Source organism: Paenibacillus sp. FSL E2-0190 (genome assembly GCF_037992965.1).
Taxonomy (GTDB): Bacteria; Bacillota; Bacilli; order Paenibacillales; family Paenibacillaceae; genus Paenibacillus_AQ; species Paenibacillus_AQ odorifer.
In genome coordinates, this window is record NZ_CP150306.1 from 1,694,277 (window position 1) to 1,719,757 (window position 25,481).

General features: G+C 45.1%; 18 protein-coding genes. 9 read left to right on the plus strand and 9 right to left on the minus strand.

Annotation, left to right across the window (positions count from 1 at the left end; genetic code table 11):
* Positions 1–5: 5 nt before the first annotated feature.
* The 3 genes from NST25_RS07310 to NST25_RS07320 all read left to right on the plus strand — a co-directional run bounded on the left by NST25_RS07310 (position 6) and on the right by NST25_RS07320 (position 7,331).
* Positions 6–893, plus strand: a complete 888-nt coding sequence (locus NST25_RS07310) for a LysR family transcriptional regulator (RefSeq protein ID WP_340393658.1) — start codon at positions 6–8, stop codon at positions 891–893.
* A 406-nt stretch (positions 894–1,299) separates the two neighbouring features.
* Positions 1,300–5,883: an endo-1,4-beta-xylanase gene (locus NST25_RS07315; RefSeq protein WP_340393660.1), complete on the plus strand. Its 4,584-nt coding sequence runs from the start codon at positions 1,300–1,302 to the stop codon at positions 5,881–5,883.
* Between the two features lie 434 nt (positions 5,884–6,317).
* A complete protein-coding gene (locus NST25_RS07320) occupies positions 6,318–7,331 on the plus strand; it encodes a stalk domain-containing protein (RefSeq protein ID WP_340393663.1) in 1,014 nt (337 codons plus the stop codon).
* A 91-nt stretch (positions 7,332–7,422) separates the two neighbouring features.
* On the opposite strand, the gene NST25_RS07325 is transcribed toward NST25_RS07320, so the two are convergent.
* On the minus strand, positions 7,423–8,865 hold the full coding sequence (locus tag NST25_RS07325) for a DHA2 family efflux MFS transporter permease subunit (RefSeq protein ID WP_248547961.1): 1,443 nt from the start codon (positions 8,863–8,865) through the stop codon (positions 7,423–7,425).
* A gap of 294 nt (positions 8,866–9,159) precedes the next feature.
* On the opposite strand from NST25_RS07325, the gene NST25_RS07330 reads away from it, so the two are divergent.
* Positions 9,160–9,741, plus strand: a complete 582-nt coding sequence (locus NST25_RS07330; protein ID WP_076125257.1) for a TetR/AcrR family transcriptional regulator — start codon at positions 9,160–9,162, stop codon at positions 9,739–9,741.
* Between the two features lie 98 nt (positions 9,742–9,839).
* On the opposite strand, the gene NST25_RS07335 is transcribed toward NST25_RS07330, so the two are convergent.
* From NST25_RS07335 to NST25_RS07345, 3 genes are read right to left on the minus strand one after another with little or no spacing between them, the layout of a single operon-like run.
* Entirely contained in the window at positions 9,840–11,105 is a 1,266-nt protein-coding gene (locus NST25_RS07335) for an ABC transporter substrate-binding protein (protein WP_076301948.1), read from the minus strand.
* A 38-nt stretch (positions 11,106–11,143) separates the two neighbouring features.
* On the minus strand, positions 11,144–11,983 hold the full coding sequence (locus tag NST25_RS07340; protein WP_076141188.1) for a carbohydrate ABC transporter permease: 840 nt from the start codon (positions 11,981–11,983) through the stop codon (positions 11,144–11,146).
* Complete coding sequence (locus NST25_RS07345) at positions 11,983–12,864, minus strand: sugar ABC transporter permease (protein WP_076125253.1); 882 nt, start codon at positions 12,862–12,864, stop codon at positions 11,983–11,985. Before NST25_RS07345 ends, NST25_RS07340 begins: the two co-directional genes overlap by 1 nt.
* Before the next feature lie 467 nt (positions 12,865–13,331).
* On the opposite strand from NST25_RS07345, the gene NST25_RS07350 reads away from it, so the two are divergent.
* Positions 13,332–13,814, plus strand: a complete 483-nt coding sequence (locus NST25_RS07350) for a VOC family protein (protein ID WP_340393667.1) — start codon at positions 13,332–13,334, stop codon at positions 13,812–13,814.
* Positions 13,814–14,512, plus strand: coding sequence for an SDR family oxidoreductase (locus NST25_RS07355; RefSeq protein ID WP_340393668.1), 699 nt, complete (start codon positions 13,814–13,816; stop codon positions 14,510–14,512). The genes NST25_RS07350 and NST25_RS07355 overlap by 1 nt, the downstream gene beginning before the upstream one ends.
* 85 nt (positions 14,513–14,597) lie before the next feature.
* Here the strand turns inward: NST25_RS07355 and NST25_RS07360 are convergent, their stop codons facing one another.
* The 4 genes from NST25_RS07360 to NST25_RS07375 form a co-directional block, all read right to left on the minus strand.
* The gene (locus NST25_RS07360) at positions 14,598–15,605 is read right to left on the minus strand and encodes an iron ABC transporter permease (RefSeq protein WP_076125241.1); all 1,008 of its coding nucleotides are present in this window, start codon (positions 15,603–15,605) and stop codon (positions 14,598–14,600) included.
* Positions 15,602–16,609, minus strand: coding sequence for an iron ABC transporter permease (locus NST25_RS07365; protein ID WP_076185325.1), 1,008 nt, complete (start codon positions 16,607–16,609; stop codon positions 15,602–15,604). Before NST25_RS07365 ends, NST25_RS07360 begins: the two co-directional genes overlap by 4 nt.
* 13 nt (positions 16,610–16,622) lie before the next feature.
* A complete protein-coding gene (locus tag NST25_RS07370; RefSeq protein WP_340393670.1) occupies positions 16,623–17,561 on the minus strand; it encodes an iron-hydroxamate ABC transporter substrate-binding protein in 939 nt (312 codons plus the stop codon).
* Between the two features lie 170 nt (positions 17,562–17,731).
* The gene (locus NST25_RS07375; protein WP_076279579.1) at positions 17,732–19,384 is read right to left on the minus strand and encodes an AraC family transcriptional regulator; all 1,653 of its coding nucleotides are present in this window, start codon (positions 19,382–19,384) and stop codon (positions 17,732–17,734) included.
* A gap of 223 nt (positions 19,385–19,607) precedes the next feature.
* On the opposite strand from NST25_RS07375, the gene NST25_RS07380 reads away from it, so the two are divergent.
* Both NST25_RS07380 and NST25_RS07385 read left to right on the plus strand, forming a co-directional pair.
* Positions 19,608–20,441, plus strand: a complete 834-nt coding sequence (locus NST25_RS07380) for a metallophosphoesterase (protein ID WP_076220365.1) — start codon at positions 19,608–19,610, stop codon at positions 20,439–20,441.
* A 180-nt stretch (positions 20,442–20,621) separates the two neighbouring features.
* Positions 20,622–21,689 carry a serine hydrolase domain-containing protein gene (locus tag NST25_RS07385; RefSeq protein WP_340393673.1) on the plus strand — a complete coding sequence of 356 codons (1,068 nt, stop codon included), beginning with the start codon at positions 20,622–20,624 and terminating at the stop codon, positions 21,687–21,689.
* 52 nt (positions 21,690–21,741) lie between these two features.
* On the opposite strand, the gene NST25_RS07390 is transcribed toward NST25_RS07385, so the two are convergent.
* Positions 21,742–23,019 carry a helix-turn-helix transcriptional regulator gene (locus NST25_RS07390; protein WP_340393676.1) on the minus strand — a complete coding sequence of 426 codons (1,278 nt, stop codon included), beginning with the start codon at positions 23,017–23,019 and terminating at the stop codon, positions 21,742–21,744.
* Positions 23,020–23,129: 110 nt separating this feature from the next.
* Here NST25_RS07390 and NST25_RS07395 point away from each other — a divergent pair, with 110 nt between their 5' ends.
* Complete coding sequence (locus NST25_RS07395; protein ID WP_340393678.1) at positions 23,130–25,394, plus strand: glycoside hydrolase family 3 C-terminal domain-containing protein; 2,265 nt, start codon at positions 23,130–23,132, stop codon at positions 25,392–25,394.
* Positions 25,395–25,481: the final 87 nt, after the last annotated feature.

Consider the following 25,481-nt stretch of genomic DNA (forward strand, 5'->3'; position numbering starts at 1 on the left):
GCGAATTGGAACTTTTGCAACTGCAATATTTTCTCGCGGTAGCTCGGTTGGAACATATGACTGAAGCTGCACGAAATCTACACGTTACTCAATCTTCACTAAGCAAAACGATTCAGCGTTTGGAGGAGGATCTGGGGGTACTTTTATTCGATCGGGTAGGAAGAAAGCTGCGACTGAATGAGTCCGGAAGCCGGTTCCTTCGCCGAGCTGAAAGGGCATTGTTTGAATTGGAGCAGGGAAAACAGGAGCTTAGCGATTTATCCAGTCCTGAACATGGCACACTCGAATTAGCGGTGACGACCGCAAGCACATTACCCAATATCCTGCGAGAGTTTCGGAAAAAGCGGCCTGATATTCAATACCATGTGCAAATGCTAACCACGCAGGAAATGGTTACACTTCTTAATAGAGGAGAAGTTGATTATTGCTTATCCTCACCTCCAATAAAAGGGGATGACATCGAATGTCAAATCGTCTTTATCGATCCAATTCTTGTGGCTGTTCCAAAGGGGCATCGGCTGGCCAATCGAAGCAGCGTAACTTTGATAGAGCTAAGGGATGAGTGGTTTGTTGGTGTAAAGAGTGGCTATGGTACTCGCGATTTAATAGACTCTGTATGCAAATCAGTTGGATTTGTGCCTAAATATGTGTATGAGGGAGATGAACCCGCAAGGCTTAGCACTCTTGTGGAAGCTGAAATTGGCTTAGCTTTCATACCAAGCACGGCACGGAATTCACGGGAAGATATCCAATACCTCCAAGTAGAGAATCACGAATTGGAAAGGGAGATAGCTTTATTGTGGCACAGGAGTCGGTACATTTCTCAGGCCGCTTTGGAATTTCGGGAGGTAGTTGTAGAATATTTTGGAGCGTTATCCAAACAGACCATTTAATTATGCGGCAGAACAACTAACAAACCAATTCCCCGTTACCTTCCGTTACGTTCAACGGTCCGTAAGTGGGGTTTTCTTTTTGGGTTAAATTTGTAGAATCTTTAATCATACCTATGTTTTCCTATAATTATGGGGGGTAACACCTTTAATATTAGCGTAGTAGTGCGTAGCAGCGAGGCTGTAAAATAGTGTGAGTAGATATGAAAGCGTTTACATATAAGGAGGGGATCTGTAAGTAAAAAGATTCATTTGTGATGATGTTCTACTGCTCTTCGAGATGATTGTACCACTGTTGAAATTAAGGATTTAGCAGGTAAGGAAATTAGCGTGGGAATATAGGGCTGGTGCTAATAAGGTAGGTCATTAACTGATTTTTATGAAAATCACTAGAGGAGGAATGCATTAAATGAGTAGAATGCTTAAACAAGTAATCTCGATCTTACTCGCAGCTGCCTTGCTTATTCCGACAAGCTGGATCGCTCCGGTTACTGAAGCTGCGGCGCAGGATACGACAGTATCATCAGATAGGGTAACGGTATATCATGAAACTTTTGCGAGTGGCAAGGGGATTGCAGCTCAAGCAGGCAGTGCTAGCCTTACACCTGTGAATGATAAAGTTTTTACTGGCAATGCTGACGGCGCAGCTTTATATGTAAGCAACAGAGCGAATAACTGGGACGCGGCTGATTTTAAATTCAGCGATATGGGCCTAGAGAACGGCAAAACCTACACGGTGACTGCAACCGTTTATGTGGATGCTAATGCTACTATACCTAGCGGTGCCCAAGCTTATCTTCAAGCGATAGGCAGCTACGCTCTTTTGGCAAATGCGAATTATGAAGCAGGCCAAGCGGTCATATTGACGAAAGAATTTACCGTGGATACGGACAAAGATACGACACTGCGCGTTCAATCCAATGATGACGGGAAAACGGTTCCGTTCTACATTGGGGAGCTTCTCATTACAGCAAAAAAAGCAGTGACGGAAACGGATAAAGAAATCTATCACGAAACTTTTGCGAGTGGCAAAGGTTTAGCCTCACAATCAGGCAGCGCTAACCTAACCCCTGTCACCGGAAAGGTTTTTGCGGGCAATGCTGACGGGGCAGCTTTATATGTAAGCAACAGAGCGAATAACTGGGACGCGGCTGATTTTAAATTCAGCGACATGGGCCTAGAGAACGGCAAAACCTACACGGTAACTGCATCCGTGTATGTAGACGCTGATGTGATTGTACCCAGCGGTGCCCAAGCTTATCTTCAAGCGATAGGCAGCTATGCTCTTTTGGCAAATGTGAATTATGAAGCAGGCCAAGCGGTCATATTGAAGAAAGAATTTACCGTGGATACGGACAAAGATACGACACTGCGCGTTCAATCCAATGATGACGGGAAAACGGTTCCGTTCTACATTGGGGATGTATTGGTCACAGAAAAGGTGGCTACAGTAGAGCCAACTCCAACACCAGAAACACCTAGAGACCCAGCTTTACCTTTTACCACTGTTACTTTTGAGGATCAAACGGCAGGTGGTTTTGAAGGCAGGGCAGGTACAGAAACGCTTACGGTTACTAATGAAGCGAACCATACGGATGATGGTTCATACGCTTTGAAGGTTGAGGGAAGAACCAGTACATGGCATGGGCCGACATTACGTGTGGAGAAGTATGTGGACAAAGGCTACGAATATAAAATTTCGTTATGGGTCAAGCTGATCCAGCCTGCAAGCTCGCAGCTCCAGCTGTCCACGCAGGTTGGCAATGGCAGCAGCGCCAATTATGTGCAGCTCGCACCTAAAACCATCAGTGCAAGCGATGGCTGGATTCAGTTTGAGGGATCCTACCGTTATAACAATGTAAGCAGTGAGTATTTGACCATTTATGTGGAAAGCTCCAGTAATAGCACGGCCTCTTTTTATATTGATGATATTAATTTTGAAAAGGTAGGCTCTGGCCCGGTAGATATCGAAAAAGATCTTATACCGATTAAGGATGCTTATCAGAATGATTTTCTGATCGGAAATGCGATAACCGCTGAGGATCTGGAAGGTGTCAGACTTGAGCTTTTGAAAATGCATCACAATGTTGCTACGGCAGGTAATGCCATGAAGCCGGACGCGTTGCAGCCTACTAAGGACAACTTCACGTTTATCGCGGCAGATACAATTGTAGATAAAGTACTGGCTGAGGGCATGCAGATGCATGGACATGTGTTGGTATGGCATCAACAATCGCCTGCATGGCTGAATACAACAACAGACGCAGCTAACAACACAATCCCCTTGGGACGGGATGAAGCTCTTGTGAATTTGCAGACCCATATCCAAACCGTTATGGAGCATTTTGGTGACAAGGTGATCTCTTGGGATGTTGTAAACGAGGCGATGAGCGATAATCCATCCAACCCAACAGATTGGAAAACAGCGCTGCGATCCGCCCCATGGAAAAGTGCCATTGGAGCAGATTACGTAGAGCAAGCCTTCCTGGCGGCAAGAGAAGTATTGGACGCGCATCCAGATTGGGATATTAAGCTCTATTACAACGATTATAACGAAGATAATCAGAATAAAGCGCAAGCCATCTACAGTATGGTCAAAGAAATCAATGATAGGTACCTGCTGACTCACCCTGGCAAATTGCTTATCGACGGTGTTGGTATGCAGGGGCACTACAGCATTAATACGAACCCAGAGAATGTGAAGCTTTCCTTGGAAAAGTTCATTTCCTTGGGTGTCGAAGTAAGCATAACTGAGCTGGACATTCAGGCCGGAACCAACTATCAGCTCTCTGAAAAGCTTGCTAATGCGCAGGGCTATCTATATGCGCAGTTGTTAAATATCTTCAGGGATCACGCTGATTCTATCAAACGTGTTACCTTCTGGGGAATGGATGATAACACAAGCTGGAGAGCTTCATCCAATCCGTTGTTATTCGATAAAAATCTGCAAGCCAAGCCAGCTTACTATGGCGTTATCGATCCTGATACCTTCATTGAAGAGCATGAGCCTGAAACAGTAGAAGCCAATCAATCTACCGCTAAATTTGCTGCACCTGTTATAGACGGAACAGTTGACGAGATCTGGAGCCAGACCGCTGAGATTCCGGTCAATCGGTATCAAACCGCTTGGCAAGGAGCGAGTGGAGTGGCAAAAGCACTCTGGGATGATCAAAATTTATATGTCCTGATCCAGGTGAGTGATACACAGCTTGATAAGAGCAGTGTGAATGCACATGAACAGGATTCGGTCGAAATCTTCGTGGACCAAAATAATGGGAAAACGACGTTCTATCAAGATGATGACGGCCAGTACAGAATCAATTTTGACAACGAAACTTCATTTAATCCTGCAAGTATCGCAGCCGGCTTTGAATCGGCAACCCAGATTTCCGGAACCAACTATACGGTTGAAGTGAAGATTCCACTTCAAGGGATCACTCCGGACAACGATAAAAAGCTTGGTTTCGATGTACAGATCAACGACGCTAAAGAGGGCTCACGTCAAAGTGTCGCGGCGTGGAACGATACGAGCGGAACTGGATATATGGACACATCCGTTTATGGTGTGCTTACTCTAAAGGGTAAATCTACGGGGCCGGAACCCACTCCAACGCCGACAACAGCACCGACACCGACACCAACGAGCCCAACCGATCCAACTGACCCAACCGATCCAACCGATCCAACCGATCCAACAAACCCAACGGAACCATCGGCAACCCCGACACCTGTTCCAACAGCGACGCCAGCACCAACAAATGCGCCAACGGGTAGCAGTAACTCGGGTAATGTAGTATCAACTCCACAGCCTGGAGCCATTACAAACAAAGATGGTGTTGTTACGATTAAACTGGAGGTAAAGTCCGATAACGGGCGGGTTATAGGTACGATCTCCAGCGACAACATGAAAAAAGCGCTTGAGCAGGCTACTGTAGCGGCAAACGGCAAGAAACAAATTATCATTGAAGTGCCAAAGCAAACGGACGGGAAAGGGTATGATATACAATTACCGACCCAAAGCCTAACGGGGAAAGAAAACTTTGAACTATGGCTTAAGACGGAAAATGCCACAATTCAAATTCCAAGCAATATGCTGTCCAACATAACAGATAATGCTGAGCAAGTATCTATACGAATAAGTAAAGTCACCACGGACAGCTTGGAAGCAGCTACCCGCAATATGATTGGCAACCGTCCAATTATCGGTCTAAGCGTAGTAGCAGGTGACAAAGTTATTCCTTGGAATAACCCTAAAGCACCTGTAACGGTAGCCATTCCTTACGTGCCGACAGCGGAGGAGCTAAGCCATCCGGAGCTTATCGTCGTTTGGTACATCGATGGCAAAGGCAACGTACTGCCGGTTTCGAATGGCCGATATGATGCTGCAAGCCAAACGGTTGTCTTTCAAACAACCCACTTCAGCACTTATGCAGTAACCTTCGTAAAGAAAAACTTCGGAGATCTGCAGAATCTTTCTTGGGCCAAACAAGCTATAGACGTTATGGCGGCTCGCGATATCATCAAAGGAACGTCCACGAACAGCTTTTCACCTGCAGATTCAATCAAACGAGCGGATTTCATTACTCTCCTCGTAAGAGCGCTTGAACTGAAGAGAACGGGTAAAAGTGCAATAATGTTCAACGATGTCCAAAAGACAGACTACTATTATGATGAACTGGTCATCGCGAAGGAATTGGGAATTGCTACAGGTTTTAAAGATGATACGTTTAGACCCAATAGCAATATCTCCAGACAAGATATGATGGTGCTGACAGCACGAGCGCTGGCGGCAGCCGGTAAGCAAGTTAAGGCGAGCGGCGTTGTAGCTGCTGCTTATCTTGATGAAGCAAGTATTTCCAGCTACGCAAAAGACAGCGCATCATTGTTGATCCAATCCGGAGTCGTAAACGGAAAGAATAATAGAATTGCGCCGAACGATACGCTTACCCGTGCTGAAGCGGCAGTCATTCTGTACCGTATCTGGAAGCTGTAGTCCCGGCATCACAGAAAAAAAGTCTGAATTGTCTCAAGGTCATATTTAGTCTGAAGAGTGGAAATACGTGTGCAACCATCCCTTGCATTCTTCTGTATTAAGCATCGCTGCTCACCTCCTTGCGGAGAGGGGCAGCGATTTTTTTGTGTATGTTCCGTTGAGTTGGAGCTGAAAAGGAAAAAAAATGTCACGAAAAGAAAGTCTATCTTTTTTCAAATATTATCAGACTCTAGCAACAAGGTCATAGTTATTAAGGCTTACCAGAATATCGACCATTTTGAGGGGGAATTTGGCGTTGGAGAATGGAAATGTGTCTTTTTTAAGTATTCACAAATAAAGAACGAATATCCTATCATTCCAATATTTACAAAATTCGATATAAAGTGATATAATTTTCGAGATTCATATACATAAACATGAAAGAAGAGTGTAAGATGCTAAAGGTAACAAGCAAAAAAGTCATGTCAATTATTACAGTTAGCTCAATGCTGTTGGCTGTGGGTGCAGTCGCTTATGCAGACACGACATTGAAGAAGATTTCTGCATATCAGAATGCGGCCATCAGCATTGAAGTGGATAATCAGAAAGTGAACCTGTCAAGTAGTGAAGGAACAATGTACCCAATTATCTATGAGGGACATAGCTATGTATCCGCCAAGGCTGTATCTGAAGCACTGGGGGCAACCGTGAAATGGGATAACAGTCGTCAAGCTGTTGTGATCACATCGGCGAACGGCGGAACATCTACATCCGTTGTCCCGGATAAGGACAATACTGTTGCACAAGCTACTGCGAAGCCGGCAACCATATCTACTCCGCCTGCAACCGAGCCCACTCCGCAAGCAACACCAAAGCCTGCTGCATCATCTTCCGCTACGACTTCCAGTAACAGCGGCGCTTCGTTTGCAGATGCAGTGAAGTTGGGTACTTCTTTTACTTATACGGACCTTGATAACAATTATAGCCCTAAGGGTGATTCAACATCTGCTCAATATACTTTCACTATCAATAAGGTTACGTCGACTACTCTCGGACAATTACATGCTCTTGGGTTTGAGGAACATGTCACTGATCCCGATGTAGCTGTAGATTATGTCCTGCTTGATGTAACGCTTAAGGTGAAAAACGCCACTCTTGTAAAAGGTAGTGAGGACCAAGGGCGGAAGTTCCTTTCAAGTTTTACACCTACCATTTGGGGGGTAGAAACATCCAGTGGACAATACTATATTGGTGGCTCTAGTGATTATTTTGAGGGATCTCTCGGAGAAAATATCGAAAAGCTGTTGGCTGATTTTCCTGAAGTCACCCCAAGTAAACCGGGTTCTTTTGAAGCTTCGGGTAAAGTTGTTCTGCCAATAATCAAAGGCAAGGAGAACACCCTTATTCTTTATAGAAACGATAGTAAGCTTGAGTCCGACAAAAGATCCATCTATTTTAAACTGAAATAGTTATGCAAGTTAGCAGAAAAAGAGATCAACGATGTTATTCATCGTTGATCTCTTTTTTTATGAGGCTTACACAGTGCTGATAACTTTTATATCAAGCTTCTTTGGCAATGATTTTTTTGAGCTTCACCTTGGGTTCTTGCTCAGGGTCAGGCGCTTGCCCAACACGTTTAATAAAGAAAGATAGCAGCAGACCGAGGATACCAATTCCCACAATCACTAGATAGGAATCATTGATCCCTTGAATGGATGCTTCCATAATCATATGTTCCTGTGTTCCGTTCTGTGTACTGCCAGAGGCCAGCATATCCTTCATATGCGTTGTAGTACGGCTTGTCATTACGGTGACGAGCAGGGAAGTCCCAACGGCGCCAGCTACTTGTCGAATGGTATTCGAAATCGCTGTACCATGCGCACTAAGCTTGGCGGGGAGTTGATTTAGACCCAGAGTTTGTATAGGCATGAGGAGCAAAGCCATCCCGATCCGGCGGCCTGTTGACATGTATACCAGATACATGTAGCTGGTTGAGTCTGTTAAATTTACAAAGCTTAGAGTCGTTGCAATTGTAATCAGAAGACCGATAATAGCGAGCCATTTTGCCCCGAACCGGTCGAACAGCTTGCCGGTTACCGGCATCAACAATCCCATTACGAGTGCACCAGGAAGTAGCAACAAGCCGGACTCCATCGCTGTAAAACCGCGGGCATTCTGCAGGTACAAAGGTAGCAGCATCATATCCGCATACATCACGATTGTAACTGCGATACTGATGACAGTTGTTAAGGAGAACATATTGTATTTAAAGGCCCGGAGATCAAGCAGTGGATTTTGGGAAGCCAACTGTCTCCAAGTAAACAAGCCAAGGGAAAGCACACCTGCTGCTAAAGACAATAACACTTCTGCGCTCGACCAACCCGCACTGGCAGCGCGGCTGAAGCCATACAGCAAGGTTCCAAAACCGATGGTAGAAAGAGTTACGCTAACAATGTCCAACTTGGGAAAGATGCGTTCCGATATATTTTTTAAATAAATAAATCCGCATATGATTACAATGACGGTCAAAGGAATCATGCCATAAAACATTGTCTCCCAAGAATAATGTTCCAAAATATATCCAGCCAGAGTAGGTCCAATCGCAGGTGCGAAAATGATGGCTAACCCTACCATCCCCATGGCAGCCCCTCTCTTTTCAGGAGGGAACAGGGTCAAGATGACATTCGTGAGCAGTGGCATAATAATCCCGGCACCAGCTGCCTGAATCATACGCCCGGTCAACAGAACAGGGAAGTTTGTCGCGACGGCCGATACGATCGTTCCAGCCAAAAATATAAACATAGAAGCTTGAAAAAGCTCCCGCGTCGTAAACCGTTGCATTAGATAAGCTGTAATTGGAATTAGAACACCATTAACGAGCATATACCCCGTTGTCAGCCACTGAGCTGTAGCCGCCGAGATATTAAAATCATGCATTAACTCCGGAACGGCAACGCTCATTACCGTTTGATTCAGTGTCGCAAGAAAGGCGCCCAAAATCATAATGAATAAGATGGGGCCCTTTTTCACGGAACTGCTTGTTACTTCTCTCTTTGTACTCACTCCACTCCATCCTTTCAACTCGTCGATCATGGACTAAATTTACAGTGTGTTGTATAGTTTACAATGCATGAATTAGATTATAAATGAAATTTTCATGTAATCAAGCAACAATTTGCGAAAAAATGTAAAGTAGTTTACATTCTTTGTGAAAATGTAGTTTTTTCTTTTAAAAAAACAACAATTATCTAAAATATGTAGCTTACAATATGAAAGTAAAAGATTGGAGAGTAGAAGATGAATAACACAACGCAACGTACAGATCCCCGGGTACTTCGGACACGTCAATTGCTTAGAGATGCTGTAATTGAATTGCTTGAGGAAATGGATATTGAGAAAATATCCGTAAACCGTATTGCAGAGCGGGCTAAAATCAATCGTGTTACTTTTTATCTGCACTACCGGGATCTCCCGGATATGTTAGAAAAGATGGCGGATGAGATGGTGGAGGACATTCTACAAGTGGTGAACAACGATGGCAACCATGATGAATCGGTTGATGAAGAGAATCTGAGAATATTAGAGAGTCTGCTTAAGCATATTGCGGAAAATGCAAAATTCTACAAAGTCATACTCACATCGAAACGAAGCCCGATTTTTACAGATCGCCTGTTTAATTTGATGGCGGAAATCATTTCTGCACACCAGAAGAAAAAGGAGGGGGCCGTTGATCATTCAAAGGTACCGATACAAAAGGACATTGCCGTTTGGTACGGTTCAGCAGCTCTAATTGGCACGGTTATTTCTTGGCTCCGAGATGACATGCCCTATACGCCTGTGTATCTTGCCAGACAAATTAGCATGCTGCGTGCGAACTAGCAACGGGTTCCGACTAATGAACGGAGAGGAATTAAATGAACAAGCGCAAACAGCCACGCATCGTTGCGCGGCTGTTTGTTGTATCTAGAGCAGGTAAATCACTGCACACTGAGATTATCCCAGTTGATTTGGAATTCCTTCAACATCCCTTCTTTGGTCAGCTTACCGCCGAGATACCCTTGAATGCTGCTGGATAATTCCTGTGGCATCCCGTTCGGCAGGCGGGTCCAGTTCCAAGTCAGCGCTTGATCTTTATCGGTATAAGCCAGCACCTCAGCACCTAGTGCTCCAAGATCTTCTTCGGTTCCCTTAATGTTGTCGAGCGCAGGGATGAATTGGAATTCCTTAGTGATATATTTTTTTCCGGTCTCGGAGGTGACGAGCCAATTCAGGAAGACCTTGGCCTCCTCCTTAACGGGAGAGTTTTTATTGATAACCCAATTGCTGGGTACGCCTACATAAAGCTTGTCGTTGTCTTCGGGAGTGTCGTCAATGGGCATGGGCAGGATGCCAAGGTTTAGATTGGGATCGATGCCGTCGATCTGCCCTTGTGTCCAGTTACCCTGCTGCATCATCGCAGCTTCGCCGCTCGCTAGCATAGTGACTTGTGTATTATAGTCGGTTGAGAGCGGGTTCTTATTGCCGTACTCAACAGTAAGGTCAAGTAGATCGATCCACTTGGAGAAAATAGGGTCTCCGGCGAAGGTTTTGGAACCGTCTGTAAGTCCGGCGATGAATGCCTCTGGATCAGGCTGCTGGGCGAAAGGCACGTTTACATTATGATTGCCAAGCACGAACCATTCTTGGTAACCATTCGCAAAAGGTGTGATGCCTGCCGCTTTTAACTTCTCGGAGGCTTCGCGTAGAGCGGTTAGCGTCAATGGCTTCTCAGTGATTCCGGCTTTTTTAAATAGATCCTTATTATAGATAAAGCCGTATCCTTCCAGATTCATCGGCATCCCATACAGCTTGCCATCTATAGTCATTTGTTCTGCTGCGAGTGGCTTTACATCCTTGGCCCAAGCTTCGCCGCTCAGATCCTCCAGATATTCCAGCCACATATCACGTTCATTGTTGCCGCCGATGGTAAAGATATCCGGTTCATCTCCGGAAGAGAATTTGGCACGCAGCGAGGCGCCATAATCGGTCCCGCCACCCACGCTTTGCACCTCAAGCTTAATATCGGGATGTTCTTTCTCGAATTCGGTCTTGAGCGAAGCCAGCGCTTCAGATATTTCAACCTTGAACTGGTAGATGTGTACGGTTTTGACTCCATCTGCATTGTCGCTGCTGCGTCCGCAACCGGCTGTCAGGGCAGCCAGCAGCAGGGAGCATGCGAGGAGAATTCCACGTTTTGTTCTCATATTCATTCATCCTCTCTGGCTGAAAGCAACATGTATCATTAGCCCTTCACGGAGCCCTGGGCAATGCCTTCAATAATATATTTTTGCATCACTAGGAAAAAGATGACCACCGGCGTAATCCCGAGCACAAGTCCTGGAAGCGCCAAATCCCACTGCTTCGTATATTGTCCGAAAAAGCTATAAGTGGCGATGGGAATGGTGCGAAGCACCGGATCCTGCAGAATAAGCGATGGCATCAAGTAATCATTCCAGATCCACAGGGTATTCAGTATGATGACGGTGACGATAATCGGCTGCATAAGCGGAAGTACAATCCGGAAAAAGGTACCATAAGGACTGCTGCCATCTACTCTTGAGGCCTCCTCGATATCGAGAGGTACCGATTTAACGAAGCCGTGGAATAAAAAAACAGTCATCGGGGCGCCAAACCCAAGATATGCTAAAATCAAACCGGCGGTTGAATCCATGACGCCCAAACCGCTGACGACCTGCACCAGCGGAATCATAATAGATTGAAATGGAATAACCATGGCGGCTACTAATGCAATATAGAGCACACGGTTATACAAGCTGTTGTTGCGGACCATTTTGTAAGCGCACATAGAGCAGAGGAACGCTAGCAGAACATTACTAATCACCGTGATGATAAAAGAGTTCAGGAAGGCGCGAGGGAAATTGGTAGCTTTCCAAGCTTCCGCGTAGTTGCTCCACTGGAGTGCTGAAGGCAGCGCAGCAGAGTCAGAAAGTATTTCACTATAGCTTTTCACTGAGTTAGCCAGTAAAAAGTAAAAGGGCACTAAAAATAGAAGTCCCAGCAGGATTACAATCACTTCGATGAGAAGCAGGGGGACATTAAATTTCTTGGCGGTAGTCTCCATTACAGCTCCACCTCTCTTTTCTTGGTTGCTCTAACCTGTAGTAGGGAGATCACGGCCACGATGACGAAGAAAACCATCGCTTTAGCCGAGCCCATTCCGAACCTGCTGATGGTATAGGCTTCATTGTAAATATTCAAGGCTACAGATTCGGTAGCTTTAAAGGGTCCACCTTTGGTCAGCGACAGGTTGAGGTCAAACAGCTTAAAGGACCAGGAGATAGATAGAAATAGACAGACAGTTACAGCAGGCATGACCAGTGGAAGAGTGACATGGCGCAAGGCCTGAAAACGTCCGGCTCCATCCACTTTGGACGCTTCAATTAGGCTTTGGGGAACATTGTTGATAGCAGAGATGTAAATCACCATCAGATATCCCGCATTTTGCCAGACAAATACGATAACAATCGCCCAGAATGCTGTCCCTCCGGTGCCTAGCCAGGGAAGATTAAAGAAGGACCAGCCGGTGGCCTGCCCGATAGAGGAGAATCCTCTGACAAAAATAAACTGCCAAATAAACCCGAGCAAAAGTCCGCCAATGACATGCGGTACAAAAAATACAGTTCTCAGGACATTACGTGTGAACAGTTTGCGCGTCAGCACATAAGCGAGTGCGAAGCCAAGCAGATTGGTCAGCACTAGACCGAAGAAAGTGAACTTCGCCGTGAACCAGAATGAATTAAGAAAGGAAGGATCCTTGGTGAAAATATGTAGATAGTTCCGTAGTCCGGTCCACTCGACATGCCGCGAGATTCCGTTCCAGCTGGTAAATGAATAATAGAGTCCCAAAAAGAAAGGAATCAGCACAATAATAAAGAAAAACAAGGAAGTTGGCCCGACAAAAATAAACTGCTGCATCAGGCGTGATCTTTTTCTATGGTCCATCGTTCCTCACCCCTTTTGTTAATTTAAACTTTTCATTCTATAACCGAATTGGTGATTAACCGAAACAAAAAGTAATATTACTAACCGAGTATTCTTAACCAGTTGCGGCATCGGGAGAGGCCACAAAGCCTTTGATAACGCCGAAAGTGTGCGATTTGGAGAAAAGAGAGGCCACAAAGCCTTTGATAACGCCGAAAGTGTGCGATTTGGAGAAAAGAGAGGCAAAAATGCCCATGATAGCGCCGAAAGTGTGCGATTTGGAGGAAAGAGAGGCAAAAATGCCTTTGATAGCGACGAAAGTGTGCGATTTGGAGGAAAGAGAGGCAAAAATGCCTTTGATAGTGCCGAAGTCGGCTGAGCTTTCTCTGGATAATTTTCATTGGCCCGGAGCGATTTCTTTTCGGGCTTGACAGCCTTTTCAAAGAATCGGTATGGTGGACTTGTCAGACAAATGGGAGGTAGGGTACATGTCAGGATGGCTGGGGAATCATTTTGTTACGCAGATTGGAATTTTGGTGAATGATGTTGAAAAGGTAAGCACGGCTTATGCGGAGTTTTTTGGACTGGAAAAGCCGGAAATTATCGTTACAGATACAGAAGATCAGGCGCAGACTCGGTATAATGGCGAGGCGACGGTGGCGCGGGGGAAGTTGGCTTTTTTTGATATGGGCTCCCTGCAGCTTGAACTGATTGAGCCAGACCAGCAGCCCAGTACATGGCGTGATTATTTGAATGAACATGGTGAGGGACCTCATCATATTGCTTTTGTGGTTGAAGGAATGAAGGAGAAGATTATGCTGCTCGAAGGCAAAGGGTTCCCACTCCAGCAAAAGGGCGAGTATACCGGGGGGCGTTATGCTTATATGGACACGTTCAAGGAGTTAAAGGTGATTGTGGAGCTGCTGGAGAACGATAAAGATAAAGATAAAGATAAAGGAGAGGATGTATAGTGAATATTCTAATTACTGGTGCCGGACGTGGACTAGGTTATGAGCTGGCGGCTGAGGCATTGAAGCGGGGGCATGGAGTCATTGCCGGGGTTCGCCGTCCCGATCAGGAACAAACAGCACTGTCTCAGCTCGCTGCGACCTACGGGGAGAAGCTGACTGTGGCCCAGCTGGACGTGACGGATGAAGAAGGAATCGCGGCAATTGCTGCAAATCTGCAAGGACAAGGCCGGACGCTTGGTGCCATTATCAATAATGCGGCCGTACTGACTGCAAGGGACACACAGATTGAAGAGCTGGATTTCCAAGATATGCTTACCACGATGGATATTAATCTTTATGGACCGATGCGAGTGGTTAAGCATTTCTTGCCGCTACTCACTGAACCCGAGCTTTCGATCATCAACATATCGTCGGAAGCAGGCAGCATTACTAATGCTTATTCCGGAGACTATCCTTATTCCATCTCCAAAACGGCACTTAATATGTTCTCACAGCAGCTGCATGTATATTTAAAAGAACGCGGGGTACAAGTACTCGGCGTACATCCCGGCTGGATGCATACGGATATGGGCGGGGCAGAGGCGCCAACGAATCCGACCCAAAGTGCTGAGGGCATCATGGACTTGATCGAGAAGCGGACTATACCGGAAGGTCAATTCATGTTTGTAGACTATACGGGTAAGGATATGAAGATTTAATAATGAGTGTTCTAACTAAAAGAGGTAACTCAATAGCCATTCATGGCTTCTGAGTTACCTCTTTTTGATTTTTCTATATGCTTATTTATTTCTTAATCAATAAATAAGCGAAATAAGGTACGCCGATCAACGCTACCATGATCCCAGCCGGGATGCCATCAGGGGAGACGAGATTGCGGCCAACGGTGTCCGCGATCAGAAGCAACCAGCCACCCAGCAATACTGCGACGGGAATAAACATCTGATTGCGCGGACCGACCAACGATTTCGCAATATGTGGTGCCATCAATCCGATAAAAGCGATTCCACCTGTTACGGATACCGCGGAGGCGGCAGCTGCGACGGCGACAAGAATCAGGACGATACGTTCGCGCTCCAGATTCAGACCGACACCAATGGCTGATACCTCACTCAGACTGAGCAGATTGAGTCGCAGCGATTTGTACAGGGTAAAGGGAACTAGCAGTAATAACCAAGGCAGTAAAGCCCAAATGAAGGGCCAATCTGTACCCCAAATATTCCCGGCAATCCATTTTGCGATAAAATCAACTTTGGCACGATCTGCGGATGAAATGATTACGATCATAACTCCCGACAGCGCTAGGGAAAATCCGACCCCGACCAAAACTAGCCGAATAGGATCAAGCCCTCTAGTCCGACTATATGAAAAAAGATAAATTAATGCTGCCGTAATTATAGCCCCTATAAAAGCAACCAGCGGCAACGCATAAATGAAGGTTCCAACGCTAACCGGGAAATAGAGAAAAAATACAGCGACAGCCACACCTGCCCCGGAGTTAATCCCAATAATACCGGGGTCTGCTAGATCGTTTCGGGTAACACTTTGCAGAATCGACCCAGATAAGGCCAAGGCCATTCCTGCCAGTAGCGTAATTAGAATACGTGGCAGTCTCACAGAAAATAATACAAAGTCCTCTTTAAAGGTTCCATGACCGAAGAGAACGGGAAGCAGCCTGTCAAAAGACAGGGAAGAGTAGCCGATTCCCATACTGGCAATAGCCGTAAGCAGGATCAGTCCGGTGCATACCCAGAGGATAAGACGTTGTTTTCGTACTGGAGCAGAGGAAATCATGAGAGTGTTTGTCCTCCTTTACGAACAACGAACAAAAAGAAAGGCAGTCCTAGCATAGCCACGACAGCAACTATCGGCGTTTCATAAGGGGCATGGATTGTACGTCCAATCGTATCTGCAAGTAGCATGAAGGATGCCCCAGTGAATACTGAAATCGGCAGAATATAGCGGTAGTCGGTGCCGACTATTTTGCGGACAATATGCGGAATCATTAGCCCTACAAAAGCCATGTCCCCAATTAGAGCGACCGATGCGCCAGTCAGCAGAATAATGAGCGTGAACAGAATCCCTTTAACCAAAACAAGGTTTTGTCCTAATCCGATCGCTACCTCGTCACTCAAGCTAAGAATAGTCAGCTGGTTAGAAAATATTAATGCCACCACGATCCCGATGAGGATCACAGGTGCAATGGCCTGAAGCTGGCCCCAAGTTGTGCCGATAAGCCCACCGGCAGTCCACATGGATACATCTTTGGATATCTTGAAGGCAATGCTGACACCACTTGCGATAGCATATAGGAATGCAGATACCGCAGCACCAGCGAGTACGATACGGATCGGAGACAAGCCACCTTGGCGCACGGAGCCGAGAATAAGAACCAGAACGGCTCCCAGAGCAGCGCCGAAGAAGCAAGCAATCATGGTGCCAAAATAGTTCAGCCCCGGCATAAATACGAAGGTAAGCGCCAGTGCCATATTAGCTCCTGAAGTTAACCCCAGCAGGCCGGGATCGGCTAACGGATTGCGCGTAACTCCTTGCATAATAGCACCGGATACGGCAAAGGCGGCGCCGATCAGCATGGCGGCCAGTTCACGCGGCAGCCTGATCTCACGAAGAATGAGGACATTGTCTGCCGTTGAACTTGAAGTGATGGCAAGCCACAGATCATGGAGGGTGGTTTCTTTAGCCCCGAATAACATCGCGATCACGAGGCAAATAACCATTACCAGCACGCTACCAAGCAGCTTATAAAAGAATGGAATGGAAGTTTGCTTCGTAGTCATCTTTATTATTTTCCTAGAAAGCTTTTTCAAAGAATTCCAGTTGATATTCTAAGCTAAGCGGATCATTAAAATAGAATGCTTTGGCATCAGCTTCGTAAACATGATTATTTTTGACAGCTGGGATGCTCTTGTAGATTTCTGTATCCTGGAAGGAATTATCTTCATCCGCATTTTTACTGAAAATAACGTAATCGCCTAGATAATCCTTCAGCACTTCTGTTGAGAGGGCCACGTAACCATCTGTTTTGGTGCCTTCCTTTACTGTCTCCGGCATACCGAGCTTGAAGTCCCCATAGAGGAGTTCAGTTCCGCGGCCAAAGTTATACCCGTATACATACAATTGCTTATTGAAGGTTTCAATGACAGAGACAGTTGCATCCTCGCCGATCTTCGCTCTGATTTCCTCACCCGCTTTTTTGGTGCGGGCACTAAAGTCATCTACCCAAGCTTGGGCTTCTTTTTCTTTGTTCACCAATTTGCCGACTTCCAGCTGTTGGGTTAAGTAATCAACTTTATTATAAGTATAAGTAACCGTTGGTGCGATTTGCTTGAATTTATCGATGTTCTTAATATCGGAGAGACCGATAATCAGATCCGGCTGCAGCTCAATGATCTTCTCCAGACTTTCATCACTTACAGCTTCTACATCTTTCAATTGCTCTTCAAAGCGCGGATTGGTTTTGGACATTTCATCTACGCCTACAACAGGTACACCTAGAGCCATAACATTACCTGTTAAAAATCGAGTGAGGACAACGACACGCTGAGGATGTGTCGGAACTTCAACAGGTCCATTTTCCGATTCATAAGTAAAAGTCGCACTTTCTGACTCCGCAGCAGGAGCCGAGGATGGGCTATTTGTAGGACTAACCTCATTCTTCGCCTGATTTCCCCCACAAGCACTAAGGGCAAGCCCTAAAATAAGTACAAACGGAATAAATATCTTTCTCATTTAAATAATTCTCCCCTTTTAATGACTATGTTTCCGTGAATAATTCCATTATTTAATGAATCCCAGGCTGTGCCATAGATTGATTATGAGAATCATTCGCATTTGTAATCATTATAGGGATCACTTATGTGCCTAACCATGCCTTTTTGTTGGAAAAAAGACTTGGACTATTATTGGCCTTCGAATAATGCAACCGCACGTCCAAGCTGCAAACGAATGGAAACTGGATTATAAGGCACCCATTCATCCAGATTAAGCAGATGGATCTTCTTGTTCTGCACAGCAGAAAGCTGGTTCCAATAAGAGGAGTGGAAGATTTCTTCACTGTGTGCAGTGGAGCCTTTTGCGTCTGGAAATACAGTGACTAACAATCGGTCACCGGCATAAGCCTCCAGCTCAGAGACGTCAATCACAAGGGAATGAAACTGGTCGCCGAGTTTATTTATTTGATCCTCAATCAAGGCAGGAGCCTTGAGACCTAGCGATTGATAGATCACATACCCAACATTTCTTGCCCCGTATACGAGTAGTCCATCTGGTTTAATGACCAGAAGGGTTACAATCTCGTTAGCCACCGCGCTTTGCTGCACCACGGCCCGAGCTTCCAGCTCCTCTTGTTCAAAATCGTCCAGCCACTGCTCAGCACGTTCGCTACGGTGAATGGCACGGCCGATCAAGCGCAAGTGGTCTTTCCATCCTAGTTCCTGCCAAGAGATTTCAACAATAGGAGCGACCGCCCGCAGCTGCTCAGCGTTCAAGCCGAATTCTTCCAGATGTTGTGTGGCTGCAATAAGCAATTCAATGTTTGCTTCCAGTAATAACGCTTTTATCTGCTCAGCCGAGCTGTTCGTATGGATGAATTTCATAGACTGTGGTGGTTCCTGGTCAGAAAGATTTAAATACTCGCTGCTCTCTGAAATGGTAACTGCAGGTTCCAGGCCAAGCAGCAGCAAATGACTGGCATAGGGAGTGAGCATCACCGCTACACGTTGGAAAGGGATAAGATTATAGCCTGAAGGAGATGCGCCGGTCTGCTGCTTAAAGCGCCGACTAAGATAGAACTCATCCTTGTAGCCCACCTTTAAAGCAATTTCTCTTAGTGTGCTTGAACTATTAAGCAGTAGTTCCTTCGCTCTGTGAACTCTCAACCTGGACAGATATTCATTAGGGGTAAAGCCCGTGAATTGTTTGAATAGCGTTGAATAATGTGAACCGCTCACACCCGCAATTGCAGCTAATTGCTCACGTGATATTTTTTCACTGAAGTGATTCTCTAAGTATGTGATACTGCGTTCCATTGAGGGCTGCTCACTCACTTCAAATCTTGTTTCCTGCTGCTCCAGCAATTGAAGAAGGATCTGATGGAACAGGATCTGGTTCTGCACATGACGTATTTCACGATCTGGCAACCGGTGAAGATACAATTCCTTCATATTAGATACAATGGCTGGTTCATGAGGAAACAACAGCATATTTGAATTGGATGTCAGTTGGCTTGTCCGCGTCATAGCACTGGAGGGCAGTGCTCGTGTCTGTTCTTGAATCCGGATTGAAAGCTTATAAGCATGAAGCGGCTGCTGGCGATTTGTAATTAGAGAGGCGTAAGTATTCTCGGGGAGAAGGACGACAATGCCTTCCATTAGCTCATAAGTCTGATGATTGACCTCAAGCATACCCTTGCCAGCAGCAATAGCTAGTAGGACGGTTGAATGCTCATGAATCTGAAGTCTTGGCAGATTTGAGGTTCCATACATCGACTGAATACTATCAGCGGTATATAAAGGGAAATGGGACTCCGCCCATTCTGGGACTACGTTATTCAAATCTTAAGCCTCCGTTACCTATAATTCTATGAATGGTATTATATTCTTCACTTCTATGGGACTAATTATAACATCTCTCGTTTGGGACAAGCCGCATAAATGACCACAAAGTAGAAGAGAAACTAATCTCCTAGATGAATCCATTGGTCCAAGAGTCCCTAAGGTCAAGCGAATATAAATACTACTATGATCCTTCATCCATTTTAAAAGAGGTGAATCTAAGATGAAAAGACAGGTGAAACCTAGTAGGAAAAGAAGACCTGCCTCCAGACTGCAGCCTAAACGTAGTTTAATTCTTAAAGCAAAAGCGCAAATCATTAACTTTGCGGTTATTGGTGATAGTCATGTGGGGTATGGAAACAGCTCAAGCATTTTTAGTAATCTTTTGCCTAAAGCTGTGAATAACGGGAATAAGAGATTTGTTATTTTTGGAGGAGATAATACGCAAGCGGGAGCTAATCATGGAAATAATGCGAATGCTTACTACAAGGACTTCAAGGATACGGTAACAAGCACGCTTGGGAGTATTCCTTATAAAGCATCTATAGGAAATTGGGAGGCAAGCACACAGTCCTTATTCACACAATATTTAGGTGCTGTTGAAGGTCAAATGAATTTTCCGGGTACGCAGGGGAAGGTCAAGTATGTATGGCTTAATTGTGCGCTTGGACGGTTTACTCCGGGTAGTATAAATTTGTTGAGAAATTTAGATGATAGTTTTTATTATATTATAGATTTTCATTGGCCTCTCAAAGTAAGTGGGATTACGGTGGACCCAACCCATGTATTAAGCGCATCGGAGACGAATAAGTTTTTTTCATCCATTCCTACAAAAGTGAGAGATAAGGTGTTAGCTATTTTTACGCATCATGGACATCTGTTTTACCGAAAGCTTAGTAATATATATCCCGGTTACAACAAAACTAAATTTTTCGTATGTGGATGTTCTGGGGAATATAAATGCAAAACAAATGGCGATCGGGGTTATTACAATGCCACATTATCCATCAACGGGACAACATTTAATGTGGATGCTTTTAAGGTAGCGGTAACTTAGCAAAAACTAAGCTGAAGCTGATTTTCGGGAGAAACCGGGGTCAGCTTTAGTTTTTTTAGCAAATAGTTAATAGAAACTCAACAATTCAGTCACAGGATAATAGTAAACTAGCAGGATTATTTAATATATTTGTATAATAGTTTATATATGTATTAAATGAATCATATTGGAGGGCTACCGATGAGAGGGTTAGTATTTAATTCTTTAGAACAGGCGGGTGTCTCGGCTTTTGGTGTGGAGCGCATTCGTACAGCCGCCGCACAAATGGTTGAAGACAATATCACACCTGCGCAAGTTATTGTTGCTGCGAGAAAGGGGACGCTGCTGGTCCATCAAGCGAATGGGAAATTCGGACCTGAAGCAGACGCAGCAGATTTAACAGCGGATGCTATATTTCCACTCTGTTCCATCACAAAACTATTTACTGCAACCGCTATTATGATGTTAGTGGAACAAGGGAAAGTGGGCCTAAACAGGCCGGTTTCTGATTACATCCCCGAATTTACAGGGGAGAACAAAACAAAGGTATGCGTACATCATTTGTTGACACATACCTCTGGAATTGAGGTTAATGGCGGTTATGATGCACCACTTAGCCATGAGCCAGGTACTGTGATGTCTTACTGTGGATATGGTTATGAGCTATTGGGTGAAATTATACGGCGTGTTAGTGGACAAGCTTATGATGTATTCGTAAAGGAAACTATTTTTAAACCGCTTGGAATGGAAAATACATATTATCGTGTGCCAAAGGAAGTGCGGAACAGAGTAGTTAGACGTGCCCCTGAGGCAGCATGCGCGGAATGGGTAGACAGTGAATACAATTTGAATTCTGTATCTGCGGGGGGCGGCGCTTACTCAACGGCTATGGATTTGGCTGTTTTTGGCCAGATGTTCCTTAACGGCGGAATTTATAACGGAGTACGATTGCTTAGTCCGGTAACAGTAAAAGAAATGACCCGCAATCAAATTCCGGGCGTATCCTCACAATATAGAGACGAAGTTTTCCCTGAAGCGTACTGGGGGTACGGATGGGCGATTAATGGCACGAAGCGTGACGGCGGAGATCTGCTCTCTGCAGATGCCTATTCACACTGGGGAGCGGCAGGTCCTTTCCTCTGCGTGGATCCGATTTATCAGACAGTGACGGTTCATTTATCCGTAGAGCTGGATCACCAGAAGCCATTTAAAAATATGTATGTTGATTACTTCAACAATACTGTTCTTGCAGCAATCACAGAGCTGTGATGTCAGCTGCTATTTTCATATCCATTTAGAATTTTTGTTGTGTCTACTTTTCTTAAAGTGTGTTTTCCCTATTTGTTCTAAATTGTTTAGGGGTGATTCCGGTATATTTCTTAAACACTTTGGTAAAGTAGCTCTGATCATTAAAATGTAGGCGTGAGGCGATGTCCGATAAGCTTATCTCTGGTACTTCTATTAGTCGTTTTGCCTCTTCAATCCGCTCCAATTGAATAAAATCGCTGATGGTGATGCCGGTCTCCTTCTTAAATAATAGGGAGAGATAACTTCTATTTAATCCTGCAACCTCAGCCAGTCTATCTAAGGAAAGTTCCTCATATAGGTGATTGAAAATATAGTTCTGACAGAGAGCCACGGTGCGCGACAGTTTCGCCATCCGGCTCTCTTTGACATGGTCTGCGAAATCGCAAAGGGCATAAAGAACGGCATGATCTACAGCGGGAATATCTTTTAGTTCTTCGATATGCTGGATATGAAAGTCGCTTAGGGTATAAGAAATTTCCCAGTACAGCCCTCCATCTATAGCTGCACGTGTAGCGAGTGTAATACAAGAGATTGCCAGATTCTTTTTGTTACGTAATTGGCTCCTTTTAGAGAGAAGCCCGTAACTCTCTTCGGAGAACGAAGCTTGAACGCGTAGCAGCTCAGTTTTATTGCCTTTTTTGACATAGTGAAAGAGATTTTTTTCTAGCATAGGCTCGTGGTGCAGCCACGTATTCTCACGGCGATAAGAAATATCCAAATCCAAACTGCCTGAGGGCAGTTGTTTATAGGCAAGAATGCGGGAGTCCAGCAGCAGTTCGCTAAGGGTCAAGGTTTTTCCAGTAACGAGCGAGTATAGCAGCATAGCGGTATGGTATAGTCTCATTTTATTTAACACGGTCAGGCTGCGGTAATAGTTAAGCCATTGCTCCTGAAACTTAAGGGGAACTTCATGATCACGCATCAGACTTGCCACATTATCCTCCGTAGGTTGAGCATACAATGAAGGGCCAATCACAATGCTTCCCTCGTTACTGTTGTCTGAGGGTAAATGGAGAATGATGTAATTCTCTAGAAAATTTGTGGTACGAACGATGGGTATGGTAGAAGTTCGTCCATTGCCATTAGAGTTGTTCTCACGATTAAAAGATTTAGTAATTTCAGAAAGTGGCTCATTAAGGTTATGAACCCAAGGGGCGCACTCGATTGAGGAAGGCATAGCAAATTCAATTTCCCGATTGGCGTCGAGCAGGAACACGGGAATTTGCTGTGACTCATACATCACTTTACAGATATATTGGACTCTTTCCTTATCCTCCAAATGATCTAACATGTTATGACCTCCTCGCCTAACAAGAATACCAAAAACACGATAATAATGCCATAAATCAAGCATGAAGTATATTAAAATGGGGATAGTATACATTCAGAGGAGGCATTTTTATGAAAACCAAAATTCATGAACTCATATCACAATTGACCCTTGAGGAGAAAGCGGGACTCTGTTCAGGGCTTGATTTCTGGCATACCAAGGGGATTGAACGACTCGGAATCCCTTCTTTGATGGTAACGGACGGACCCCATGGTTTACGCAAGCAAAAAGAGAGTGCCGATCACCTCGGGCTTCATAACAGTGTTCCCGCAACTTGTTTTCCTTCAGCAGCAGGGTTGGCTTCTTCGTGGGATCGGGAACTAATTGAGCGAGTGGGGAAGGCGCTTGGTAAGGAGTGCCAGGCAGAAAACGTTGCTGTTCTGTTGGGACCGGGGACGAATATTAAACGCTCTCCACTGAACGGTCGTAACTTTGAATATTTCTCGGAAGACCCTTATCTTTCTGCGGAGATGGGGGGGAACCATGTCAAAGGTGTGCAAAGCGAAGGAGTCGGCACCTCGCTTAAGCATTTTGCCGCCAATAATCAGGAACACCGGAGAATGTCGGTAGATGCGGTTATTGATGAACGGACGCTGCGGGAGATTTATCTGGCTAGCTTTGAAGGTGCAGTTAAGTACAGTCAACCTTGGAGCGTAATGTGTTCTTACAACCGGGTTAACGGTGAATACGCTTCTGAGAGTGAAACGCTTCTAACGCGGATTCTTAGAGATGAATGGGGTTTCGAAGGATTTGTAGTTTCGGATTGGGGTGCGGTCAATGAGCGAGTGAAGGCGCTGCAAGCAGGGCTGGAGCTGGAAATGCCGTCAACGGGAGGACTTGGCGATGCCAAGATTGTCGCAGCGGTGCAAGGTGGGGAACTAGCTGAAGAAACGTTAGACCTTGCGGTGGAGCGGCTGCTCACTTTTATTTTTAAGGCGGTAGACAATCGTAAAGATAATACTTCATTTAATGCTGAAGAGCATCACCAACTGGCACGGAAAGTGGCGCGGGAAAGCATGGTGCTTCTTAGAAATGAGGAGGAAGTTCTACCCTTATCTAAACAAGGTACTATTGCGATCATTGGGGAATTTGCTAAAAATCCGCGTTATCAAGGTGGGGGAAGCTCGCATGTGAATCCAACTCAATTGGATGATGCTTTTGAAGAGATGAGAGGTCTTGCGGGGTCTGCTGAGCTGCTATATGCCCAAGGATATGAACTGGAGCATGATGAGATTAATGAGGTTTTGCTGCAAGAGGCACGAGAAACAGCGGCAAAAGGTGATGTAGCGGTGTTGTTCCTTGGACTGCCGGATAATTATGAGTCAGAGGGTTATGATCGCAGCCACTTGTCTCTTCCAGAGAGCCATAAAGCGCTGATCGATGTGGTAGCTGAGGTGCAGAGTAATATCGTTGTTGTACTCAGTAATGGCTCACCTGTAGAGATGCCTTGGATTGATAAAACAAAAGGAGTCCTTGAGGGTTATCTAGGTGGGCAGGCGTTTGGGGGTGCCGTAGCAGATTTATTGTTTGGAGAGGTCAGCCCAAGCGGTAAACTGGCAGAGACATTCCCCATGAAGCTGAGCGACAATCCATCCTTTCTTAATTTCCCGGGGGAAGGGGATAAGGTAGAGTATAAGGAAGGTTTGTTCGTAGGTTATCGTTATTATGATAAAAAAGAGATAAAACCGCTGTTTCCTTTCGGCTTTGGTCTCAGCTACACAGAGTTTCAATACAGTCATTTAACAATTTCCAAGAGCAGCATAAAGGACACCGAGACTATTCAGGTTAAGGCTACTGTTAAAAATACGGGCACTCGCGCAGGAAAAGAAATCGTTCAGCTCTATGTTAGTGATGTGGAGAGCAGCGTGATCCGTCCACTGAAGGAACTAAAAGGCTTCAAGAAGCTAGAGCTTCAGCCTGAAGAAGAGCAGGAGGTAGCCTTTGAGTTAGATAAACGCTCCTTTGCTTATTACAACGTTAACATTGGTGATTGGCATGTGGAAAGTGGAAATTTTGAAATTGCTATTGGCTCATCATCGCGGGATATTCGTCTGACAACTTGTATCGGAGTGGAATCGACCAATCCGCTTACGATGCGTTATCATCGGAATAGTACTATTGGTGATTTGCTGGATAATCCACGGACAGCGGAAAAAGTGAAGAAATTCAGCAGTGTTTTTGGCTTAGAGGGTGCGATGGATGATAACCCGGAAATGTACATGGCGATGATGAAATATATGCCGCTGCGGGCAATGATCGGTTTCGGCCAAGGGAAATACACGGAAGAAGATTTAGCCAAGGATCTGCAAGAATTTAATACATTGGCTACTAAGTAGAAGTAAGCCAGTGGCACATATTAGTCCTATCTAATATGTGCCACTGGTCTTATTTGTGTAAATTTCTTGTCTGGATACCGTTACCCA

Coding starts and splice junctions, on each gene's coding strand:
- NST25_RS07340 (WP_076141188.1), bottom strand. CDS start 11,983: ATGGAGACTACCGCCAAGAAATTTAATGTCCCCCTGCTTCTCATCGAA.
- NST25_RS07325 (WP_248547961.1), bottom strand. CDS start 8,865: ATGATTTTGGGCGCCTTTCTTGCGACACTGAATCAAACGGTAATGAGC.
- NST25_RS07350 (WP_340393667.1), top strand. CDS start 13,332: ATGTCAGGATGGCTGGGGAATCATTTTGTTACGCAGATTGGAATTTTG.
- NST25_RS07370 (WP_340393670.1), bottom strand. CDS start 17,561: ATGAGAAAGATATTTATTCCGTTTGTACTTATTTTAGGGCTTGCCCTT.
- NST25_RS07345 (WP_076125253.1), bottom strand. CDS start 12,864: ATGGACCATAGAAAAAGATCACGCCTGATGCAGCAGTTTATTTTTGTC.
- NST25_RS07330 (WP_076125257.1), top strand. CDS start 9,160: ATGAATAACACAACGCAACGTACAGATCCCCGGGTACTTCGGACACGT.
- NST25_RS07320 (WP_340393663.1), top strand. CDS start 6,318: ATGCTAAAGGTAACAAGCAAAAAAGTCATGTCAATTATTACAGTTAGC.
- NST25_RS07365 (WP_076185325.1), bottom strand. CDS start 16,609: ATGACTACGAAGCAAACTTCCATTCCATTCTTTTATAAGCTGCTTGGT.
- NST25_RS07385 (WP_340393673.1), top strand. CDS start 20,622: ATGAGAGGGTTAGTATTTAATTCTTTAGAACAGGCGGGTGTCTCGGCT.
- NST25_RS07390 (WP_340393676.1), bottom strand. CDS start 23,019: ATGTTAGATCATTTGGAGGATAAGGAAAGAGTCCAATATATCTGTAAA.
- NST25_RS07380 (WP_076220365.1), top strand. CDS start 19,608: ATGAAAAGACAGGTGAAACCTAGTAGGAAAAGAAGACCTGCCTCCAGA.
- NST25_RS07335 (WP_076301948.1), bottom strand. CDS start 11,105: ATGAGAACAAAACGTGGAATTCTCCTCGCATGCTCCCTGCTGCTGGCT.
- NST25_RS07360 (WP_076125241.1), bottom strand. CDS start 15,605: ATGATTTCCTCTGCTCCAGTACGAAAACAACGTCTTATCCTCTGGGTA.
- NST25_RS07395 (WP_340393678.1), top strand. CDS start 23,130: ATGAAAACCAAAATTCATGAACTCATATCACAATTGACCCTTGAGGAG.
- NST25_RS07315 (WP_340393660.1), top strand. CDS start 1,300: ATGAGTAGAATGCTTAAACAAGTAATCTCGATCTTACTCGCAGCTGCC.